The organism is Marinifilum fragile (genome assembly GCF_963677365.1).
Lineage (GTDB): Bacteria > Bacteroidota > Bacteroidia > Bacteroidales > Marinifilaceae > Marinifilum > Marinifilum fragile.
Window position 1 is genome coordinate 839,948 of sequence record NZ_OY781962.1, and the last position, 15,457, is coordinate 855,404.

Genomic DNA, 15,457 nt, shown 5'->3' on the forward strand with positions numbered 1-15,457 from the left:
GTTTAATTATTTATTAATAGAGAATTATTGTTTTTTGAAAAATAGACTTAAAATAAATTACATGAAATTTAAAGGATTATTATTTGTGTTGTTTTTAATGGTAACATCAACAATTAGTGCTCAAAAACAAGTAAAATATGATGTTGGAATCTCCTCCTCAATTGGAAAAGATGGAGATCTGCCATTTTGGTTGGTTTCGAATAAAAGAGGGGTGGTTCCTTCTGAGAATTATGTAATGACCGATTTTACTTTAGGGATGAATTTTAATGATAATCAGAAAGATAAAATAGATTTTATGTGGAAAGCCAGTGGGCTTGGATATACTGGTCATCAATCAGATTTATTATTGGATGAGTTGTTTGTTGGTTTACGATGGAAAATTTTCAATTTTTCATTAGGACAGAAAAGTGATGATGTTATCTACAATGGGATATCTTCTACAAATGGAAATTTGTTATACTCAAATAATGCCAGATCGTATCCTAGATATGAGTTTAGTATTCCAAATTGGACAGATGTTCCATTTTTGAAAGGGATTTTATCTTTTAAAGGTTTGTTGTCGGATGGATTAACTACAGATAATAGGTACACAGACAATGCCAGAATACATCACAAGAATTTTTATGTGAAATTTTTCAAAGACTCAAAATTAAGTGCTAGCGCTGGAATGGAGCATTATGCGTTGTGGTCAGGTACTCATCCTGAATCTGGAAAGATTTCAGGAGGTCTTGATAAATATTTCAAAATATTTACTGGTAGTGGTGATGATGATGGAGCTTTTATAAATGATGAATACCGTTTGGGTGACCATATAGGAAGCTGGCGTTTCGATTTATATTATACTGAAGAAAAATTTAGTCTAAATGCTTATTATCAATCGGTTTTTGAAGATGGAGGAGGACGGAAGTTTAGGAGTTTTCCAGATGCTCTTTATGGTTTGTATTATACTAAAAAAGCAAATGAGAATTCATTCATTCGGTCGGCAATAATTGAATTTTATCACACCACAGATCAGTCGGGAGATAAATTTGGTTTAATTGACGGTATTGCTTATGGAGGGAGAGATAATTACTTTAATCATAGTGAGTATAAATCAGGATGGACTCATTATGGTAGAGTTATTGGTTCTCCACTTTTTATTACCGGGGAAAGCAATGGACATACAATTATTGCAAATAATAGGTTTAAGGCAGTTCATTTAGGTGTAAAGGGATATTTAGGAAGCATACCATACAAAACATATTTAACCTTTAGCAAAAACTATGGAACATATGCAGTTCCTTACGAAAATAGTTTGAATCAATTTTCAGGTCTTGTAGAACTTACGATTCCAGCTAAAAAACTTCCATTTAAAATTGATGTAGCTTGTGCTATGGATAAAGGTAAATTGCTTAAGGATAACCTTGGTTTTTTCATTCGATTGTCTAAATCAGGAATATTATATAACAAGCCATAGCAAAAAGAAAAATTCCTGAGGCTTGAAACTTAGTTTGAAAAGTATAATTTTGAGCATTCTAAATAAAATTCTATACCATAAAGGTTATATAATTATAAAGTGAAAAATATTATAACATGAATATATTACTCGTTACAGATTTAGTTATACCAGCAAAGCATTATGGTGGTATTGAAAGAATTATTTGGTGGTTAGGAGAAGAGTTAATAAAAAAGGGGCATGAAGTGAGCTTTATGGCTGCCGAAGGATCTACATGTGATTTCGCAAAAATGTATTTCTATAATCCTAAAAAGTCTCTAAATGACCAAATTCCGGAAGGAACAGATTTGGTACATTTTCATTTTCCTATTCATGAAGAGATTACAATTCCATATATGGTAACTCTACATGGTAATAGTAAGCCAAGTGAAAAATACGATATCAATACGGTATTTATTTCAAAGAATCATGCGGAGCGTCATGGTAGTTCGACCTTTGTATACAATGGTTTGGATTTTAATGAATATGGTCCTGTTGATTGGAATTTGAAAAGAGAACATATGCTCTTTTTAGGTAAGGCAAATAGAAGTAAAAAGAACTTAAAAGGATGTATTAAAATGGCAAAAGCTTTGAATGAAAAGCTTGCTGTAGTTGGAGGTAGAGGCTTGCCTTTTTCAAGAACTGTAAAATACAAGGGATTTCTGGGAGGTTTAGAGAAGAGTTATGTCATTAATCAATCTAAAGCCTTATTGTTCCCGGTTATTTGGCATGAACCATATGGATTGGCTATTGTAGAAAGTTTATACTTTGGAGCTCCCGTTTTTGGTAGTACTTACGGGTCTTTACCAGAGTTAATTATTCCTGAAGTTGGTGTTACTTCAAATTCTTATTCGGAGTTAATTGAAGCAGCAAGAAATTACGGAGATTACAATAGAAAATTTTGTCACGAATATGTTTGTGATAATTTCTCTGCTACCAAAATGTGTGATGACTATCTAAAATTGTATGAAAAGGTATTGAATGGAAATAAATTGAATTCAATTGAACCAGTTCATCAAATGGATGTGGAAATTAGGCACTATCCATTAGTGGATTAAAATATCCGAATTAGAAAAAAGGCTTGATTGTAATTTACAATCAAGCCTTTTTTTTATAAGTATTGTTTGATACCTTTTTCGCAGTAGGATAGTTTTTTCTCTCTGCAATCAAAGTACATTTTTTTATTTTTATCTGAGCTTGCTCTAGAGCTTTTTGGGTGCCATAGGTGGTACTGTAAAGCCATCATTAGCAGGGTTGTTTTTTTTACCCCAGAATTCATTAATCGCTCAACCATCTCAATATCTTCGTATCCCCAACCAACAAAATCTTCATTATAGCCATTAATGTTAACCATGTCTTCTTTCCAGTAAGCCATGTGACAACCTACATTGCCTTTTCTGGATGTGTTGTTTCTTTTATTTTTAAATAGGCTCGATAAGAATGGAATTCTGAAGAATCTTTTTCTTTTTTTAACGTTTAGTAAATTTAAACTAATGTTAGATGGATCATTTACCAACTTTTCTGTTTTGGATTTTAGAACGAAACAACGATTTCCACAAACCAATTGCTTAGGTTTAATAACTGTTAAATGATCTTCGATGAAACGTGGATGAAGCATAACATCTCCATCAAGTTGAATGATGTAATCAGCACTTACCTGTGCAATTGCCTTGTTTAAGATTCTACATCTCTGGAAACCATCATCCTCTTGCCAAACATGTTTGATTTCGAATGGGAATTGATCTCGGTATGAATCAATTAATTTCTTTGTATCTTCTTTCGATCCATCATCACCAATAACAATCTCATAAGGGTTTACAGTTTGTTTTAATATACTTCTGAAAACCAAATCTAAAAATTTGGGACTATTGTAAGTAGTGATAAGAAGAGCGATTTTTGTATCCTTCATGCTAATATCTATTCAATTTATATTTTATTTTCTGCTTTAATTAATACTCAAACAAATTGTAGCCCTAAAAATAACAAGTGCAATGAGGAAAAATTCCAGATATTTCTATAGTTACTTGATAGCGAAGCTCTAATATTTGCTTAATGATTAATAGCCGTAAAGGTACATTATTTTAGTAAAAATCAACTTTTGTGATTTACAGAATAAACAGCTTCACAATTTAAAACTATTTTTTATCTGCAATTTGTGCTCCCTGCAGTAAATCTTGCTCAAAGGTGATTTTGATATTGGATTCATCACCGTCAACAATGTGGATGGCTTCATTTGGAAGATATTTTAGAACAACACCACAATCATCAGTTGCCACAAAATTTGAATCGCTCATTGCAATATCATAGGCTTTTTTAATGGTTTTGTATGAGAATGCCTGGGGGGTTTGAGCTCTTCTTAGTAAGTTGCGATTGGGAACAGATGCAATGGTTTCATCCTGATTCAAGCAGAAAATGGTGTCGGTAGTTGGAATTGCAACGGCTACTGATTTTCCATCTTTCAATGCATTAATTACATCGCTAATGATACGCGCAGAAACGAAAGGACGAACAGCATCATGAAAAATCAGATATACATTTTGCTCACGTTCATAAGCTTTAATTGCTGCAAGGCTTGAATCGCTTCTTTCTTTGCCTCCACTTAATACATATCTTACTTTATTGTAGTTCTTATTTGTAACCAAATCGTTGATCTCTTTGTGATAATCGGCATTAATAATAATGCAAATTTCATCGATGTTGGGATGATTTTCAAACGCCTCAATTGAGTGTTGAATAATTGGTTTATCGGCAATTTTTAAAAATTGTTTAGGGAGTGAAGTTCCCATTCTTTTACCGCTTCCGCCAGCCAATAGAACTGCAACGTTCTTCATAGTTTAAAGTTTAGTGATGAGCTAAATTAATACAAATTCTTTCATTGGGAAAGTGAAAAAAAATAACCGTCCCAAATTTTATTTAAGACGGCTTATATTTCAATTGGTGTGGGAGACTTCTTATCTGAAGATTTCGTAATCACCTACATCGGTTAAAATCTCGTACCCATCTTTTGTAACCAAGATGGTATGTTCAAATTGAGCAGATAATTTTTTGTCTATCGTTCTTGCAGTCCATCCATCATTTTCATCAACAACAGCTCTTGCCTTACCCAAATTGATCATAGGTTCAATGGTGAAAACCATTCCTTCTTTCATTTTTGGGCCAGAGTTTTTTGGAGCAATGTGTTCTACTTGAGGATCTTCATGAAATTCTAATCCAATTCCATGTCCACAGAACTCATACACAACACTGTATTTTTTTGATTGAGCAAAACGTCCAATCATAAAACCGATATTACCAAAATAATTACCAGGTCTTACTTGTTCAATACCCAGGTATAAAGCATGTTCAGTATCTTCAACTAATCTTGCAGCCTGGTCGGTAATATCACCAATGGTAAACATTGTACTGGTATCACCATAATAGCCATCAAGAATGGTTGTAACATCAACGTTAAGAATATCTCCTGGCTTTAAAATGGTTTTTTCATCAGGAATACCGTGACAGATTACATCATTAAGTGAGATACAACATGATTTTGGAAAACCATGATAGTTTAAAGGAGCTGGAATTGCTCCGTTGTCGCGGATGTACTCTTCAATTAATTTATCGAGATAGTGTGTTGATACACCTTCTTCAACGTAATTGCTAATATATTTTAATGTATTGCCGGCCAATTGAGAACTTTTTCTAATTCCTTCAATTTGCTCCGGTGTTTTAATTATAATTTTACCCATAATTTCGATCTATTCAGATACTGTTTTTCAATCCATAATTAAGGAGGCAAAGGTCTGCATTGAAATCGACTTTTGCAAATTGAAAATGAGATATCATTTAATATTCACAAAACACCTTTAAATTAATTTTGTTTACAGTGAATTAGTTTGGTATTTTAAGGCTTTCAAAATTAAAAGACAATTTATGATTAGAAAGTTTGTGCTTTTAGTGTGCTTGGTTTTGGTATTTGTATCGGGATTCGCGCAGTATTTTAATACGGGACAAGATCCTGCCTCCATCAAATGGAAACAGATTAATACGAAGGAATTTCAAATTATTTTTCCACAGGAATCAGAAGATAAGGCCAGATATGTGGCAGCTTTGTTTGAGGATTTATTACACAAAGGAGGGAAGAGTTTAAATCGAGTGCCTAAGAAATTTTCTGTGGTATTGCATACACATTCGGCTAATTCAAATGGATTAGTGGCCTGGGCTCCTAAACGAATGGAGCTTTATACCACTTCGGCTCAGAATAATGATGCGCAAATCTGGCTGGATCATTTGGCAACGCATGAGTTTCGACATGTAGTTCAAATGGATAAAATAGAGCAAGGATTTACAAGAGTATTAAATTATGTATTCGGGCAACAAGCTACTGCAGTTGTGGTGGGCTTGTATTTGCCACCATGGTTTATGGAAGGTGATGCGGTTTGTTTGGAGACCAGCATGAGCGAGTCTGGAAGAGGGAGATCGCCAAAGTTTGAGCAGGAATTAAGAGCTCAATTGCTTGAAAAAGGTGAGTTTTCTTACGATAAAGCGGTTAATGGTTCGTATAATGATTATGTGACCGACAGATACAAATTGGGATATTATTTAGTGGGTAAGGCAAGAGCCAATTATGGAGATAGAATTTGGGATAATACTTTAACAAATGTAGCTCGACACCCATTAGGAGTAGTTAGCTTCTCGAATGGTATAAAGAAAAGCCTATTTGCCAAGAGGAAGCAAACTAAACTTGAACTGCAAAAGAAGTTTGGAAAAGCAGAAGATGTAGATTGGGATCAGGTTCAGGGAGCAAAAACGTATTCTGATGGGAAGTTATTGTTGTATTTCGATACCATGCAGGAGTTGCTTTGGGAGTGGAAGAAACAAGATACTGAAACGGATAAATCTGCTTTTCAGTTGGTGAGCGAAAGAGAAAAATACTTTACCAGCAAAATAATTCCTCATGTAACCGAACAAGGTGATTTGATCTATTTAAAAAACGGTTTATCGGATGCTCTGTGTTTTGAGAGGATGGATGCCAACGGAAAATCTGCTAAAGTTTTGGTGCCAGGGTTTTTGTCAGATATCGACTATGATTATAGAAATGAGTACCTGGTGTGGACAGAATCGAAACAGAACATTCGTTGGGAACATGCAGACAAAAGTATTTTGGTGATTTACAATATCAAATCAAAAGAGAAGAAGACGCATCGTTTCAAGAAGTCATTGTTTGCTCCATCATTTAATATGGATGCAAGTAAAATTGTTGCCGTTTCGTCAGATCAGAAGGGTGATAATAGCCTTGTGATTATTGATCATGAAACAGGCCTAATCAAACAAAGAATTGCTGCAGATAAGAATGAGTATTTTCAAACACCTCACTTTATCGATGATGGGAATGTTGTTCTGATTGTTTTGAATGATAAAGGGAAGCAGATTGTAAAATTGAACTTGAAATCTGAAAAAAGAGAAGAACTTTTGAGTTCTGGGTATGCCGACATGTCGCGTCCGGTTCCTTACGGTGATTACCTGTATTTTAATGCTTCATTTACTGGCATCGATAATATTTTTGCTCTTGATTTAAATACCAAAAAAGTTTACCATGTAACTTCTTCGCGATTTGGAGCCAGAGATGCATATGTTGATTCCAATAGGAATCTGTACTATTCTGATTATACTTCAGATGGCTATCTTCTTGCAAAAACAGCTGTCGATAAAGAAAGTTGGAAGGAGTGGAAGGGTGATTTTTATCAATATCCATTGGCTGAACAGCTATCCAATCAATTGGGAGAAAAGTTAAATGCTGATACCACAAGTCTCGACCGATTCGAAGTAAAGAATTACTCGAAATGTGCTAATTTATTCAATTTCCATTCCTGGGCTCCAATATTTGTTGATGGCATTGAAGGCAAAGCAGATGTGGGAATTTCTGTTGCCAGCCAAAACAAGTTGAGTACTTTGCTTACTACAGTAGGTTACAAAAAGGAGGAAGGCTTTGATAATGGTCAGTTTTATGCCAACCTTTCTTACAGGGGATGGTTTCCAATATTAGATTCTAAATTCACCGTAGGAGATAGGAATGCTACTTATGCTACTGTGGCACAACGCCTGCAGCCTGAGCAGATGGATACTTTACTGGTGAATACCGAGTGGAAACAGTGGGAGTGGGAAAACAGCATTAGTTTGCCATTTAATTTATCATCGGGACAATATATTAGGAAACTGATTCCGAAATTGACATATAGTATTGTAAAATTCGGCGATTTAAATACTCAGGCGTTGGCAACAACTCAAAATAATACACTTGGTATAGGTGAGTACAATTTTGGCGATGAATCCTTCACACAGGAAATTATGGAATACCAATTGTTTGCCTACAATATTGCCAAAACTGCACCAAGAGATGTACAATACCAATGGGCTCAGATATTGGAGGTGAACTACCGACATTCACCTTGGGGCGATCGTGATCTTGGCAATACCTGGTCTGCCGAGGGACATTTGTATTTCCCTGGAATTGTAAAACATCATGGAATCAAGTTGTATGGTGGGTATCAATACCGATCGTTAAATCATTCTCGATTTTCGAATATGGTAAAGAGCCCAAGAGGGATGATTGATTTATATGGAAAACACATTGCAAGTGTTGGAGCAGATTATGCAATGCCTCTTTTTTATCCGGACTGGAATCTGGGTCCATTGGCCTATTTTAAGCGAATTAAAATGAATGCCTTTGCAGATTATGGATATGAGAAAAGATACCTGGAAAATGAAGAAGGAGAAATTTTCCCATTTAAGAATGACTATTTCTCAGGTGGCATTGAACTAAGAACTGATTTGCATGTATTAAGATTTTCGGCTCCCCTTGACTTGGGAGTTCGATTGGGTTACGAAAATCAAACCAATAGCATGTTTGCCGATTTCCTGATTTCTTTCAATTTGGCAGCCTATTAAACTTACATCCAATCATAGAAAAGCCACAAACTCGAAAAGAGTTTGTGGCTTTTTTTAATGCGATATAATCTATATGTTCCTGTAGGATGAACTTATAAGTAATGAGCTAAAAAGCGAATGAAATTGAAGGCTCTATTGGTAAAATGCTTGTTGATCGAAAATTAAGGATGAGGTTTGATATCCAGGTACAGGAAAATGAAACTTCACCCGTTTTGCTTTTAATATCAGGGTGAAACGCAATTTGCCTGTTACCATTTCGTTTGGTGCCAAGCTTGTATTTAAAATGGCTTGGTTTTGAAGGTAGTCAATGGTATCATCGCAGCGTTTTAATGCTTGGATAAGTTCTTTTTCCCAATTTGCCTCCTTTTCTTCACGAGATTCGTAGTTATCTTCATCATCCTTTACTCCCCAAAGGGTATAAATTGCACCAGTAACCAAAGCTTCGGATACAATTGTTTTTGTTTTGTAGTTTTCGGGAGCGTATGGATTTTTGGCATGGCTTAACTCTTGTTTCACTACCAATGCTCTTTGTAATAAACTATCAGAGTTAATACAAGAATAGGTTTGAATGTGGTTGTACAAACTAATCTCAGTTTTTCGATATCCCTTATAGTGAAACAAGCTAGGATCAATAAAAATGGTATCCTTGGAGGTGTTGGTAATTCTTGCCTCAAAGTCAATTTTGTCTTCATTTCTGTTAATATACTTCAACTGAATTTTGTATTTGTCAGTCGTGCATTCTGAGTATCCTGAATGATATTCTGACTGTAATGGATTTACATGAAATTCTTTTAGTGAGTAAATACTCTTATAGGAGCAAGAACTAAGTATAGTTCCCAAAAGAATGCCAAGGATTATTTTATTCATCAGTTTATAATTTTCTTGTTAAGGTCAGATGGTCCCGATGATTATCGGGCTTACCATTGCTAAATAATCATGCTGATTATTCTACAAATTCAACAAATTTCCAAATATTTCATAAAAAGGATCTCTGTCTAATACCGTGTAATAGAACAAAGCCCCTAACCAACCATGAAAGATTCCCAGAACATACAAGTTTTTCTCCTTTAGATAAACATAGCCATAGAATATTGCCAAAATAAAGGTACCACCAATCAACCAGTAATCGGGATAGTGAACCAAAGCGAATAGGGTAGCTGCAAACAGTACAATAATGTGCTTATTAAGTTTGCGATTTGGATTGTCGTACAGGTTTCCTGCCACCAAACCAATTAGTAGAAATTGTTGAATACTGCCCCATAGTGGATAAAACAACAAAACCGGGATGATGTGCCATGTTACATTAATAGTTCCTTGAATGCCACCAATTGTAAAAAATGCGATTACTGCAGTAAGACCGAAGGGGAGAACTACCTTTAAAACACTTTTAAAATTATCGGTTCTAAATCCCCAGTATTTTAGTATTTCCTTGTTGTTCTTCTTTCTGTACCAAATGTATGCACACCACAAAATGGTTGCGCTCAATACGAAAGGAAATCGCCAGTTTAAATAATCCATGAACAGAAATTTGGCCAATACGGTAATTACAATTGCTGAAATTTCGAGGGATTGGAGTTTGGATTTGTTCATTGAGTAAGAAGAGAATTTAATGAGTGTGTATTGTTGGTAATTTTAAAGCTTGAATTCAATAATATCTTCACCTGTATCAAAAATATGAGGATAGTGTTCTTTTATATTTCTTTTCATAAAATCCAGGGGTACATCCTTAAAATGTCCATAATCAGCAGTGTATTCCATGAAAAGACTTCCTTCGCTATTAAACTGTTGTAGAAAAGAATTGTTCTCACCATCGAAGTCAAGTGGAGCTACCTTAAACTTCTCACACAGACTTTTATTAAATGCTGGCGATAGTTTCAACCATTTGTGGTTCAAGTAAACATTTAGCATGCCGTGAGGTGTAAGCTCGTTGCTTCCATATTTTTCGGTAAGTCGTTCCACCGCAATATGATTTTTAACCTTTCCCAAATGTAGTCTGGCAGGTAAACCCAAAGCACGCAAACATGCAATAAGCAATATTGATTTTTCAACACAGTTACCAGTCGACTTTTGTGCAATAAAACTAGCTCTGAAACTCTCTTTTGCCAAACTGATGGTGTAAGGATCATATCTCCAATTGTCGCGCACTTTTAGATACATACCAATCGCCTTTTCTTTATCAGAAATGCGATCATCTTTAAATTCAGATATGAGCTTTTGAATCACATCGCTTTCATAATCGAAATAGTAGGAGGGAGATAAGTAATTCATTTTATTCCTTTCCTTGTTCCACTTTTATCAATTTGCTGGTATCGTAACCCCTTGCTTTTAATTTGTTCAGAAGTTTGAGGTACAATTGATCCTCCATCTGTGGATTTCGTGACAGTATCCAAAGGTATTTATCGGTGTTGCTGCCAACAATGGCCCACTGGTAATCATCATCTAATTCCAGAACAAAATAATCGCCATAAAAAATCCAGAAGAAGGAAACTTTCAATTTGGAAGGAAGGTTTGGATTAGGAATTTTCGCTTTGCCAATGGCTTCCGAACTCTCACCATCCAAGCTTCCTTTAAATCCCGAGTTAACCACTTTTATTTTCCCATCCTCACGCATGGAATAGTGTGCTGTTACCCCCACCAAACCTCTTTCAAAACTGTGATCGAAGCGTGCAATTTCGTACCACTTTCCCAGGTAGCGATCAATATTCAAATCCTTCACTACACTATTGTCAATCACCGATTCTTGCCCTTTGCACGAGCACAAAAGAACAAGAGAGGCAAGTAGTATGTTGAGTTGTTTTGTCATAAACTATAGTCTGATGTTTTAGTCATATTTTTACCTGAAATTACAATAGAGGGTACTCATTTTCAACTCTTACAAACAAAATGCAAACCTTCTTTATTGTGGAACTTATACTTACGACTCATTGAGATTTCATATTATTTTTATTTTAGCTACAAGCTCGCGCTGGCGGGGATAAATTTTTTAGGATTGGATTTTAGTTTTTAATACAGCGAACAGATAAGAAATTTAAGGTTCCAGCATTGGAACTAAATCCATTTCTTTGTACCGTGCTATTTTCAAGTATTGCCCTAGTAATATTCCATCCCTCGCTATCCCCCGAAGAATGATCTATTGTGGATGACCACCATATTCCTTCTCTACCTAGTCCTGAAAAAGAGCCAAGAGCTGTTCCTGATTCACCTCCAGGAAGAGCACAAAATCCTGAGTAATTATTTGCTTCATTATTTGTGGAAGGCCAAATGTTTCCTACAGCCTTTAAAAATTCAGATGCAACATCTTCACCTCCGAGGTAATCGATTAATGTAGTCCATTCTTTATCGGTAGGGATATGCCAGCCATCAGGACATAGTTCTCCCGAGTTCACTACTTGCCAGTTGTATAATGCTCCATAAAGATTTTTGTTTACGATTTGATAATCATAGTAATTATAGCCAGAAGAGTTAAATTCGGCCCAATTTGTACTGCTGCTGACAAACGGTATGTCTGATCCATCATTATATTTAGTTGTTTTTAAGTTTTCAACCATCCAGGTTTGGGTTCCAATAGTAACTGTGTTGTAAAAATTTCCTTCGATATCTTCGACAGTGTTATTGGTTGTAAACTCAATTTCTGGGCCATATACTTCCTGGTCTTTATTACTTGCGTAAACTCTCGCATAGTATTTAGTATTTGGTACCAGTCCCTCAATTCTAGTATACAGGATGCTATCGCTTAAAGAACTACTCGTAAAGTTGCCACATACGGAAGGGTTAGACTGTGAATCCCAGCAGATGCCTATAGTTGTGATACCTTCTTTATTGGTAATATCAAAAGTACTTTTGATTGTTATGGCATTTGAACTAAGAGTAAAAATTTTAGATGATTTAATTGTTGGTAATGTTAATGGGGTTGACTCTTTTTCACAACTAATTGCAATTGCACTTAGTAGGCAAATGAATACCAATACCCTTTTAGATGAAAATTTACAGTTGCTCATATTGTTGTTTTTTAGTAATTATTCTCTGTTTTCGTCTTTGTTGCTTGTGTCTAACGCATGTGTATAGTGCAATGCACTTTAGATCTCTTATGGGTTTCTTTTTATAGTTTTTAAAATCTTTTGTTTGTGTGCTAAAGTTGATAAAAAATGCACTTGCGTTTTGCAAGAGTATCAAGGCTTCATCAATTTCTGGTTGCACATATAAATTTAATCATAAATTTCATGTTATATTGTCTTGTATACTAATTCATTATCATTAAAAATAAGACTTGTAAAGTATAAGTATTTGGAAGGTGTAAGTAGCGTGGAGGAGTGAGCTTTCTTAAGGTATTTTTATAGGTTGGGTAAGTATTGCAAATAGGTTTACTAAACTACTTTAGCCACTTAGGGAACGTACTGTAATAGGTACTCCTGCTAGCGCGAGCTTGTAGCTCGTGCTCTGCTTGCAGAAAAAATTATTTTATATCAATATAACAGGTATCATTCCTGTTTCCCCAGCATAATTTTTTGCACTACTATATTTCCAATGATGTGCTTCTTCTACAAATCCTGCTTCTACAGGGTTATTGTGAATATAGTTTAGTTTTTCTGTTATTACATTATTGCTCCATAACTCTATTGGCTTATTGTTTTGCTGCCAAAATTGTCGATACTTTACATTACTGTTCATCTTTCCTGCTCTTTCCATCATCCAAAGCATCCATTCTTTTCTGCTTTCTTGAGGATTTTCTTCAATCAGTTTCTGAATTTCTTTTGAGGAGAAAGTTTTAAATTCTTTTAATATTTTACTGGGGTTAGAATCCCCATGATTAAATATCAGATGAATATGACTTGGCATGATACAGTATGCAAAAATACACATCCCTTTATGCGTACAACAATAAGTAAGACTATTGGCTATGGCCGAAAAGTATTGTTCTTGTACAAAAACATCAATCCAGTAGGTAGTTGCAAAACTTACAAAATACAACCCCTCTTTGTTATGGAATTTATACTTGCGACTCATTTAGAATTCATATTATTTTTACTTAAGTTTTTTGCTTCTGCTTCTGCTTCGCAGAGCACGAGCTACAAGCTCGCGCTAGCAGGGGCTGCCATTTATTCATTTTTAACAATTTTTCTCACTTCCTCATTATTCAAAATCATCATTTTTCTGAAAGTCTTACTATTATATGTCAAAAATAGTGGCACAAATATCAATAGTGAAATAATTATCGGAAAAAGAAAACTTTGAAGAAAAGAAACCTGTTCTTCAAGATTCATTACAAGCACTCTATAACCTTCGACTGTGTTTACTACGAATAATAATGGAATTAAATATACAAGTCTTTTTCTGTATATTTTGTCTCTCCGAACCAGGAAGAATACAATAAAAATTAAGTATAAATTTAGAAAGATATCAAGCAGTTCACTTGAAAATATTACAACCCCATTTATACTTCCAACATTTTGTAGGTATTTAGTTTTGAATGCTACAAAGTCAAAAATTAACATTTTAACATTATTCCCATTAATTGATGCATACCAAATCAAAAAAATACACCAAAGAATATTAATGACTTTTGATGTTTTAAAGTCAGGTTTGTCAAAGGAGTATATTTTTTGATTCACAGAAAATGGAATTAGAAAAATAAAAAATATAAGTATCAAGAATGTATAATTCATAATCTAAATTTTATCCTTTCGTGGTTGCACATAACGTAGGAATAACATCATGCTGATGTTATATCACTTATCTGTTACTTTTTGTAAGTTGTTTAAAATCTTTTGTTTGTGTGCTAAAGTTGATAAAAATGCACTTGCGTTTTGCAAGAGTATCAAGGCTTCATCAATTTCTGGTTGCACATATAAATTTAATCATAAATTTCATGTTATATTGTCTTGTAAACTAATTCATTATCATTAAAAATAAGACTTGTAAAGTATAAGTATTTAGAAGGTGTAAGTAGCGTGGAGGAGTGAGCTTTCTTAAGGTATTTTTATAGGTTGGGTAAGTATTGCAAATAGGTTTACTAACCTACTTTAGCCATTTAGGGAACGTACTGTAATAGGTACACCAACCTGTTTTACCCACTTGGGTAACCTATTATAATACGTCCATCAACCTATTCAAATAGGTCAGGTAAGTGTTTCGAATAGGTATACTAACCTATTGTACCCATTTAGGTAACGTATTTTAGTAGGTTTACCAACGTATTTTACCACGTTGGGTAACGTGTTAACTTAGGTTAAGTAGAAGTTCTGTGTGCCAATAAATACAGTGTGTTTTTGTGTAATGGTAGGTTAAATAAAAAGGACAGCCCTGATAGCGTGGGAGCTATTTGCGAATGTATCATTTTAGCTAAAATGATTTAGATATTATTTGAACAAGAAAATTGATTTTATACTAGAAACTAATGAATGATATCTAATAAAAAGATAGTTGTTTCTGATAAAGAGGATGTTAAGAGATGGTAATATAATTATTGAAAATAAATGAGAGATTCTTACACATAATTTCATATATTAGACATAACGCCAAAACCCAATGTGCGAACTGGCTGATTGTTGGGAGTTACCACAAGTTGCAAGGTGTTTGTTAGGCAACATTATACTAACATTAAAACAGAAGTGTATGGGAAGTAGAGGATTAGATGGGATTATAGAATGGAAGTCCGATTTTGAAACAGGTATTGCGAGAATAGACTTCGAACATAAAATCTTTATAGAATTGTTGAATTCATTTAAACATGAAATCAATTTAAAGCGTTCAGATGAAGAGCTTTATAGAATTATGCATGAAATAGAAAAGTATGCAGAATTTCATTTTATTAGTGAAGAAAATGCAATGCGCAGGATGAATTATCCTGTATTTAAAGAGCATCAAATTGAACATTTTGAATTGTTGGAAAAATTTAATCTGGCAAAGTTTAAAAATTGTAATTTTGAAGGATTTCATGCATTTCTAAAAGAATGGTTTCTCAATCATACTGTTGAATCAGATATAAAATTGAAACTGTACATGTTGGAAAATAATATAAATTTGGAAGACTATTTCTACGAACTAAAGATCTAA

13 protein-coding genes are annotated in these 15,457 nt (G+C 34.3%); 4 read left to right on the plus strand and 9 right to left on the minus strand.

The window, feature by feature from the left end:
• Positions 1 to 61 precede the first annotated feature (61 nt).
• Entirely contained in the window at positions 62 to 1,456 is a 1,395-nt protein-coding gene (locus tag ACKPCA_RS03125; RefSeq protein WP_321281332.1) for a capsule assembly Wzi family protein, read from the plus strand.
• A gap of 116 nt (positions 1,457 to 1,572) precedes the next feature.
• Positions 1,573 to 2,532 (plus strand): glycosyltransferase, encoded by a 960-nt coding sequence (locus tag ACKPCA_RS03130; protein WP_321281333.1) that lies wholly within the window; start codon positions 1,573 to 1,575, stop codon positions 2,530 to 2,532.
• Between the two features lie 53 nt (positions 2,533 to 2,585).
• Here the strand turns inward: ACKPCA_RS03130 and ACKPCA_RS03135 are convergent, their stop codons facing one another.
• From ACKPCA_RS03135 to map, 3 genes are all read right to left on the minus strand, one after another.
• A complete protein-coding gene (locus ACKPCA_RS03135; RefSeq protein ID WP_321281334.1) occupies positions 2,586 to 3,383 on the minus strand; it encodes a glycosyltransferase family 2 protein in 798 nt (265 codons plus the stop codon).
• 226 nt (positions 3,384 to 3,609) lie between these two features.
• On the minus strand, positions 3,610 to 4,305 hold the full coding sequence (gene ispD, locus ACKPCA_RS03140; protein ID WP_321281336.1) for a 2-C-methyl-D-erythritol 4-phosphate cytidylyltransferase: 696 nt from the start codon (positions 4,303 to 4,305) through the stop codon (positions 3,610 to 3,612).
• A gap of 120 nt (positions 4,306 to 4,425) precedes the next feature.
• Positions 4,426 to 5,205, minus strand: coding sequence for a type I methionyl aminopeptidase (map, locus tag ACKPCA_RS03145; protein ID WP_321281338.1), 780 nt, complete (start codon positions 5,203 to 5,205; stop codon positions 4,426 to 4,428).
• Positions 5,206 to 5,389: 184 nt separating this feature from the next.
• On the opposite strand from map, the gene ACKPCA_RS03150 reads away from it, so the two are divergent.
• Entirely contained in the window at positions 5,390 to 8,404 is a 3,015-nt protein-coding gene (locus tag ACKPCA_RS03150) for a TolB family protein (protein ID WP_321281339.1), read from the plus strand.
• A gap of 132 nt (positions 8,405 to 8,536) precedes the next feature.
• Here ACKPCA_RS03150 and ACKPCA_RS03155 read toward each other — a convergent pair whose 3' ends face one another.
• The 6 genes from ACKPCA_RS03155 to ACKPCA_RS03180 all read right to left on the minus strand — a co-directional run bounded on the left by ACKPCA_RS03155 (position 8,537) and on the right by ACKPCA_RS03180 (position 13,408).
• Positions 8,537 to 9,271, minus strand: coding sequence for a hypothetical protein (locus ACKPCA_RS03155; protein WP_321281340.1), 735 nt, complete (start codon positions 9,269 to 9,271; stop codon positions 8,537 to 8,539).
• 81 nt (positions 9,272 to 9,352) lie between these two features.
• On the minus strand, positions 9,353 to 9,994 hold the full coding sequence (locus ACKPCA_RS03160) for a CPBP family intramembrane glutamic endopeptidase (RefSeq protein WP_321281341.1): 642 nt from the start codon (positions 9,992 to 9,994) through the stop codon (positions 9,353 to 9,355).
• A gap of 42 nt (positions 9,995 to 10,036) precedes the next feature.
• Positions 10,037 to 10,672, minus strand: a complete 636-nt coding sequence (locus ACKPCA_RS03165) for a transglutaminase-like domain-containing protein (RefSeq protein ID WP_321281343.1) — start codon at positions 10,670 to 10,672, stop codon at positions 10,037 to 10,039.
• A gap of 1 nt (position 10,673) precedes the next feature.
• Positions 10,674 to 11,207 (minus strand): lipocalin family protein, encoded by a 534-nt coding sequence (locus ACKPCA_RS03170; protein WP_321281344.1) that lies wholly within the window; start codon positions 11,205 to 11,207, stop codon positions 10,674 to 10,676.
• A 193-nt stretch (positions 11,208 to 11,400) separates the two neighbouring features.
• Positions 11,401 to 12,402: a fibrobacter succinogenes major paralogous domain-containing protein gene (locus tag ACKPCA_RS03175; RefSeq protein ID WP_321281346.1), complete on the minus strand. Its 1,002-nt coding sequence runs from the start codon at positions 12,400 to 12,402 to the stop codon at positions 11,401 to 11,403.
• Positions 12,403 to 12,862: 460 nt separating this feature from the next.
• Complete coding sequence (locus ACKPCA_RS03180; protein ID WP_321281347.1) at positions 12,863 to 13,408, minus strand: REP-associated tyrosine transposase; 546 nt, start codon at positions 13,406 to 13,408, stop codon at positions 12,863 to 12,865.
• A gap of 1,608 nt (positions 13,409 to 15,016) precedes the next feature.
• Here ACKPCA_RS03180 and ACKPCA_RS03185 point away from each other — a divergent pair.
• The gene (locus ACKPCA_RS03185; protein ID WP_321281349.1) at positions 15,017 to 15,457 is read left to right on the plus strand and encodes a bacteriohemerythrin; all 441 of its coding nucleotides are present in this window, start codon (positions 15,017 to 15,019) and stop codon (positions 15,455 to 15,457) included.

Bases quoted from the DNA above. Each gene is read 5' to 3' on its own strand.
- ACKPCA_RS03125 (WP_321281332.1), top strand. From the start codon at position 62: ATGAAATTTAAAGGATTATTATTTGTGTTGTTTTTAATGGTAACATCA.
- ACKPCA_RS03130 (WP_321281333.1), top strand. From the start codon at position 1,573: ATGAATATATTACTCGTTACAGATTTAGTTATACCAGCAAAGCATTAT.
- ACKPCA_RS03135 (WP_321281334.1), bottom strand. From the start codon at position 3,383: ATGAAGGATACAAAAATCGCTCTTCTTATCACTACTTACAATAGTCCC.
- ispD (WP_321281336.1), bottom strand. From the start codon at position 4,305: ATGAAGAACGTTGCAGTTCTATTGGCTGGCGGAAGCGGTAAAAGAATG.
- map (WP_321281338.1), bottom strand. From the start codon at position 5,205: ATGGGTAAAATTATAATTAAAACACCGGAGCAAATTGAAGGAATTAGA.
- ACKPCA_RS03150 (WP_321281339.1), top strand. From the start codon at position 5,390: ATGATTAGAAAGTTTGTGCTTTTAGTGTGCTTGGTTTTGGTATTTGTA.
- ACKPCA_RS03155 (WP_321281340.1), bottom strand. From the start codon at position 9,271: ATGAATAAAATAATCCTTGGCATTCTTTTGGGAACTATACTTAGTTCT.
- ACKPCA_RS03160 (WP_321281341.1), bottom strand. From the start codon at position 9,994: ATGAACAAATCCAAACTCCAATCCCTCGAAATTTCAGCAATTGTAATT.
- ACKPCA_RS03165 (WP_321281343.1), bottom strand. From the start codon at position 10,672: ATGAATTACTTATCTCCCTCCTACTATTTCGATTATGAAAGCGATGTG.
- ACKPCA_RS03170 (WP_321281344.1), bottom strand. From the start codon at position 11,207: ATGACAAAACAACTCAACATACTACTTGCCTCTCTTGTTCTTTTGTGC.
- ACKPCA_RS03175 (WP_321281346.1), bottom strand. From the start codon at position 12,402: ATGAGCAACTGTAAATTTTCATCTAAAAGGGTATTGGTATTCATTTGC.
- ACKPCA_RS03180 (WP_321281347.1), bottom strand. From the start codon at position 13,408: ATGAGTCGCAAGTATAAATTCCATAACAAAGAGGGGTTGTATTTTGTA.
- ACKPCA_RS03185 (WP_321281349.1), top strand. From the start codon at position 15,017: ATGGGAAGTAGAGGATTAGATGGGATTATAGAATGGAAGTCCGATTTT.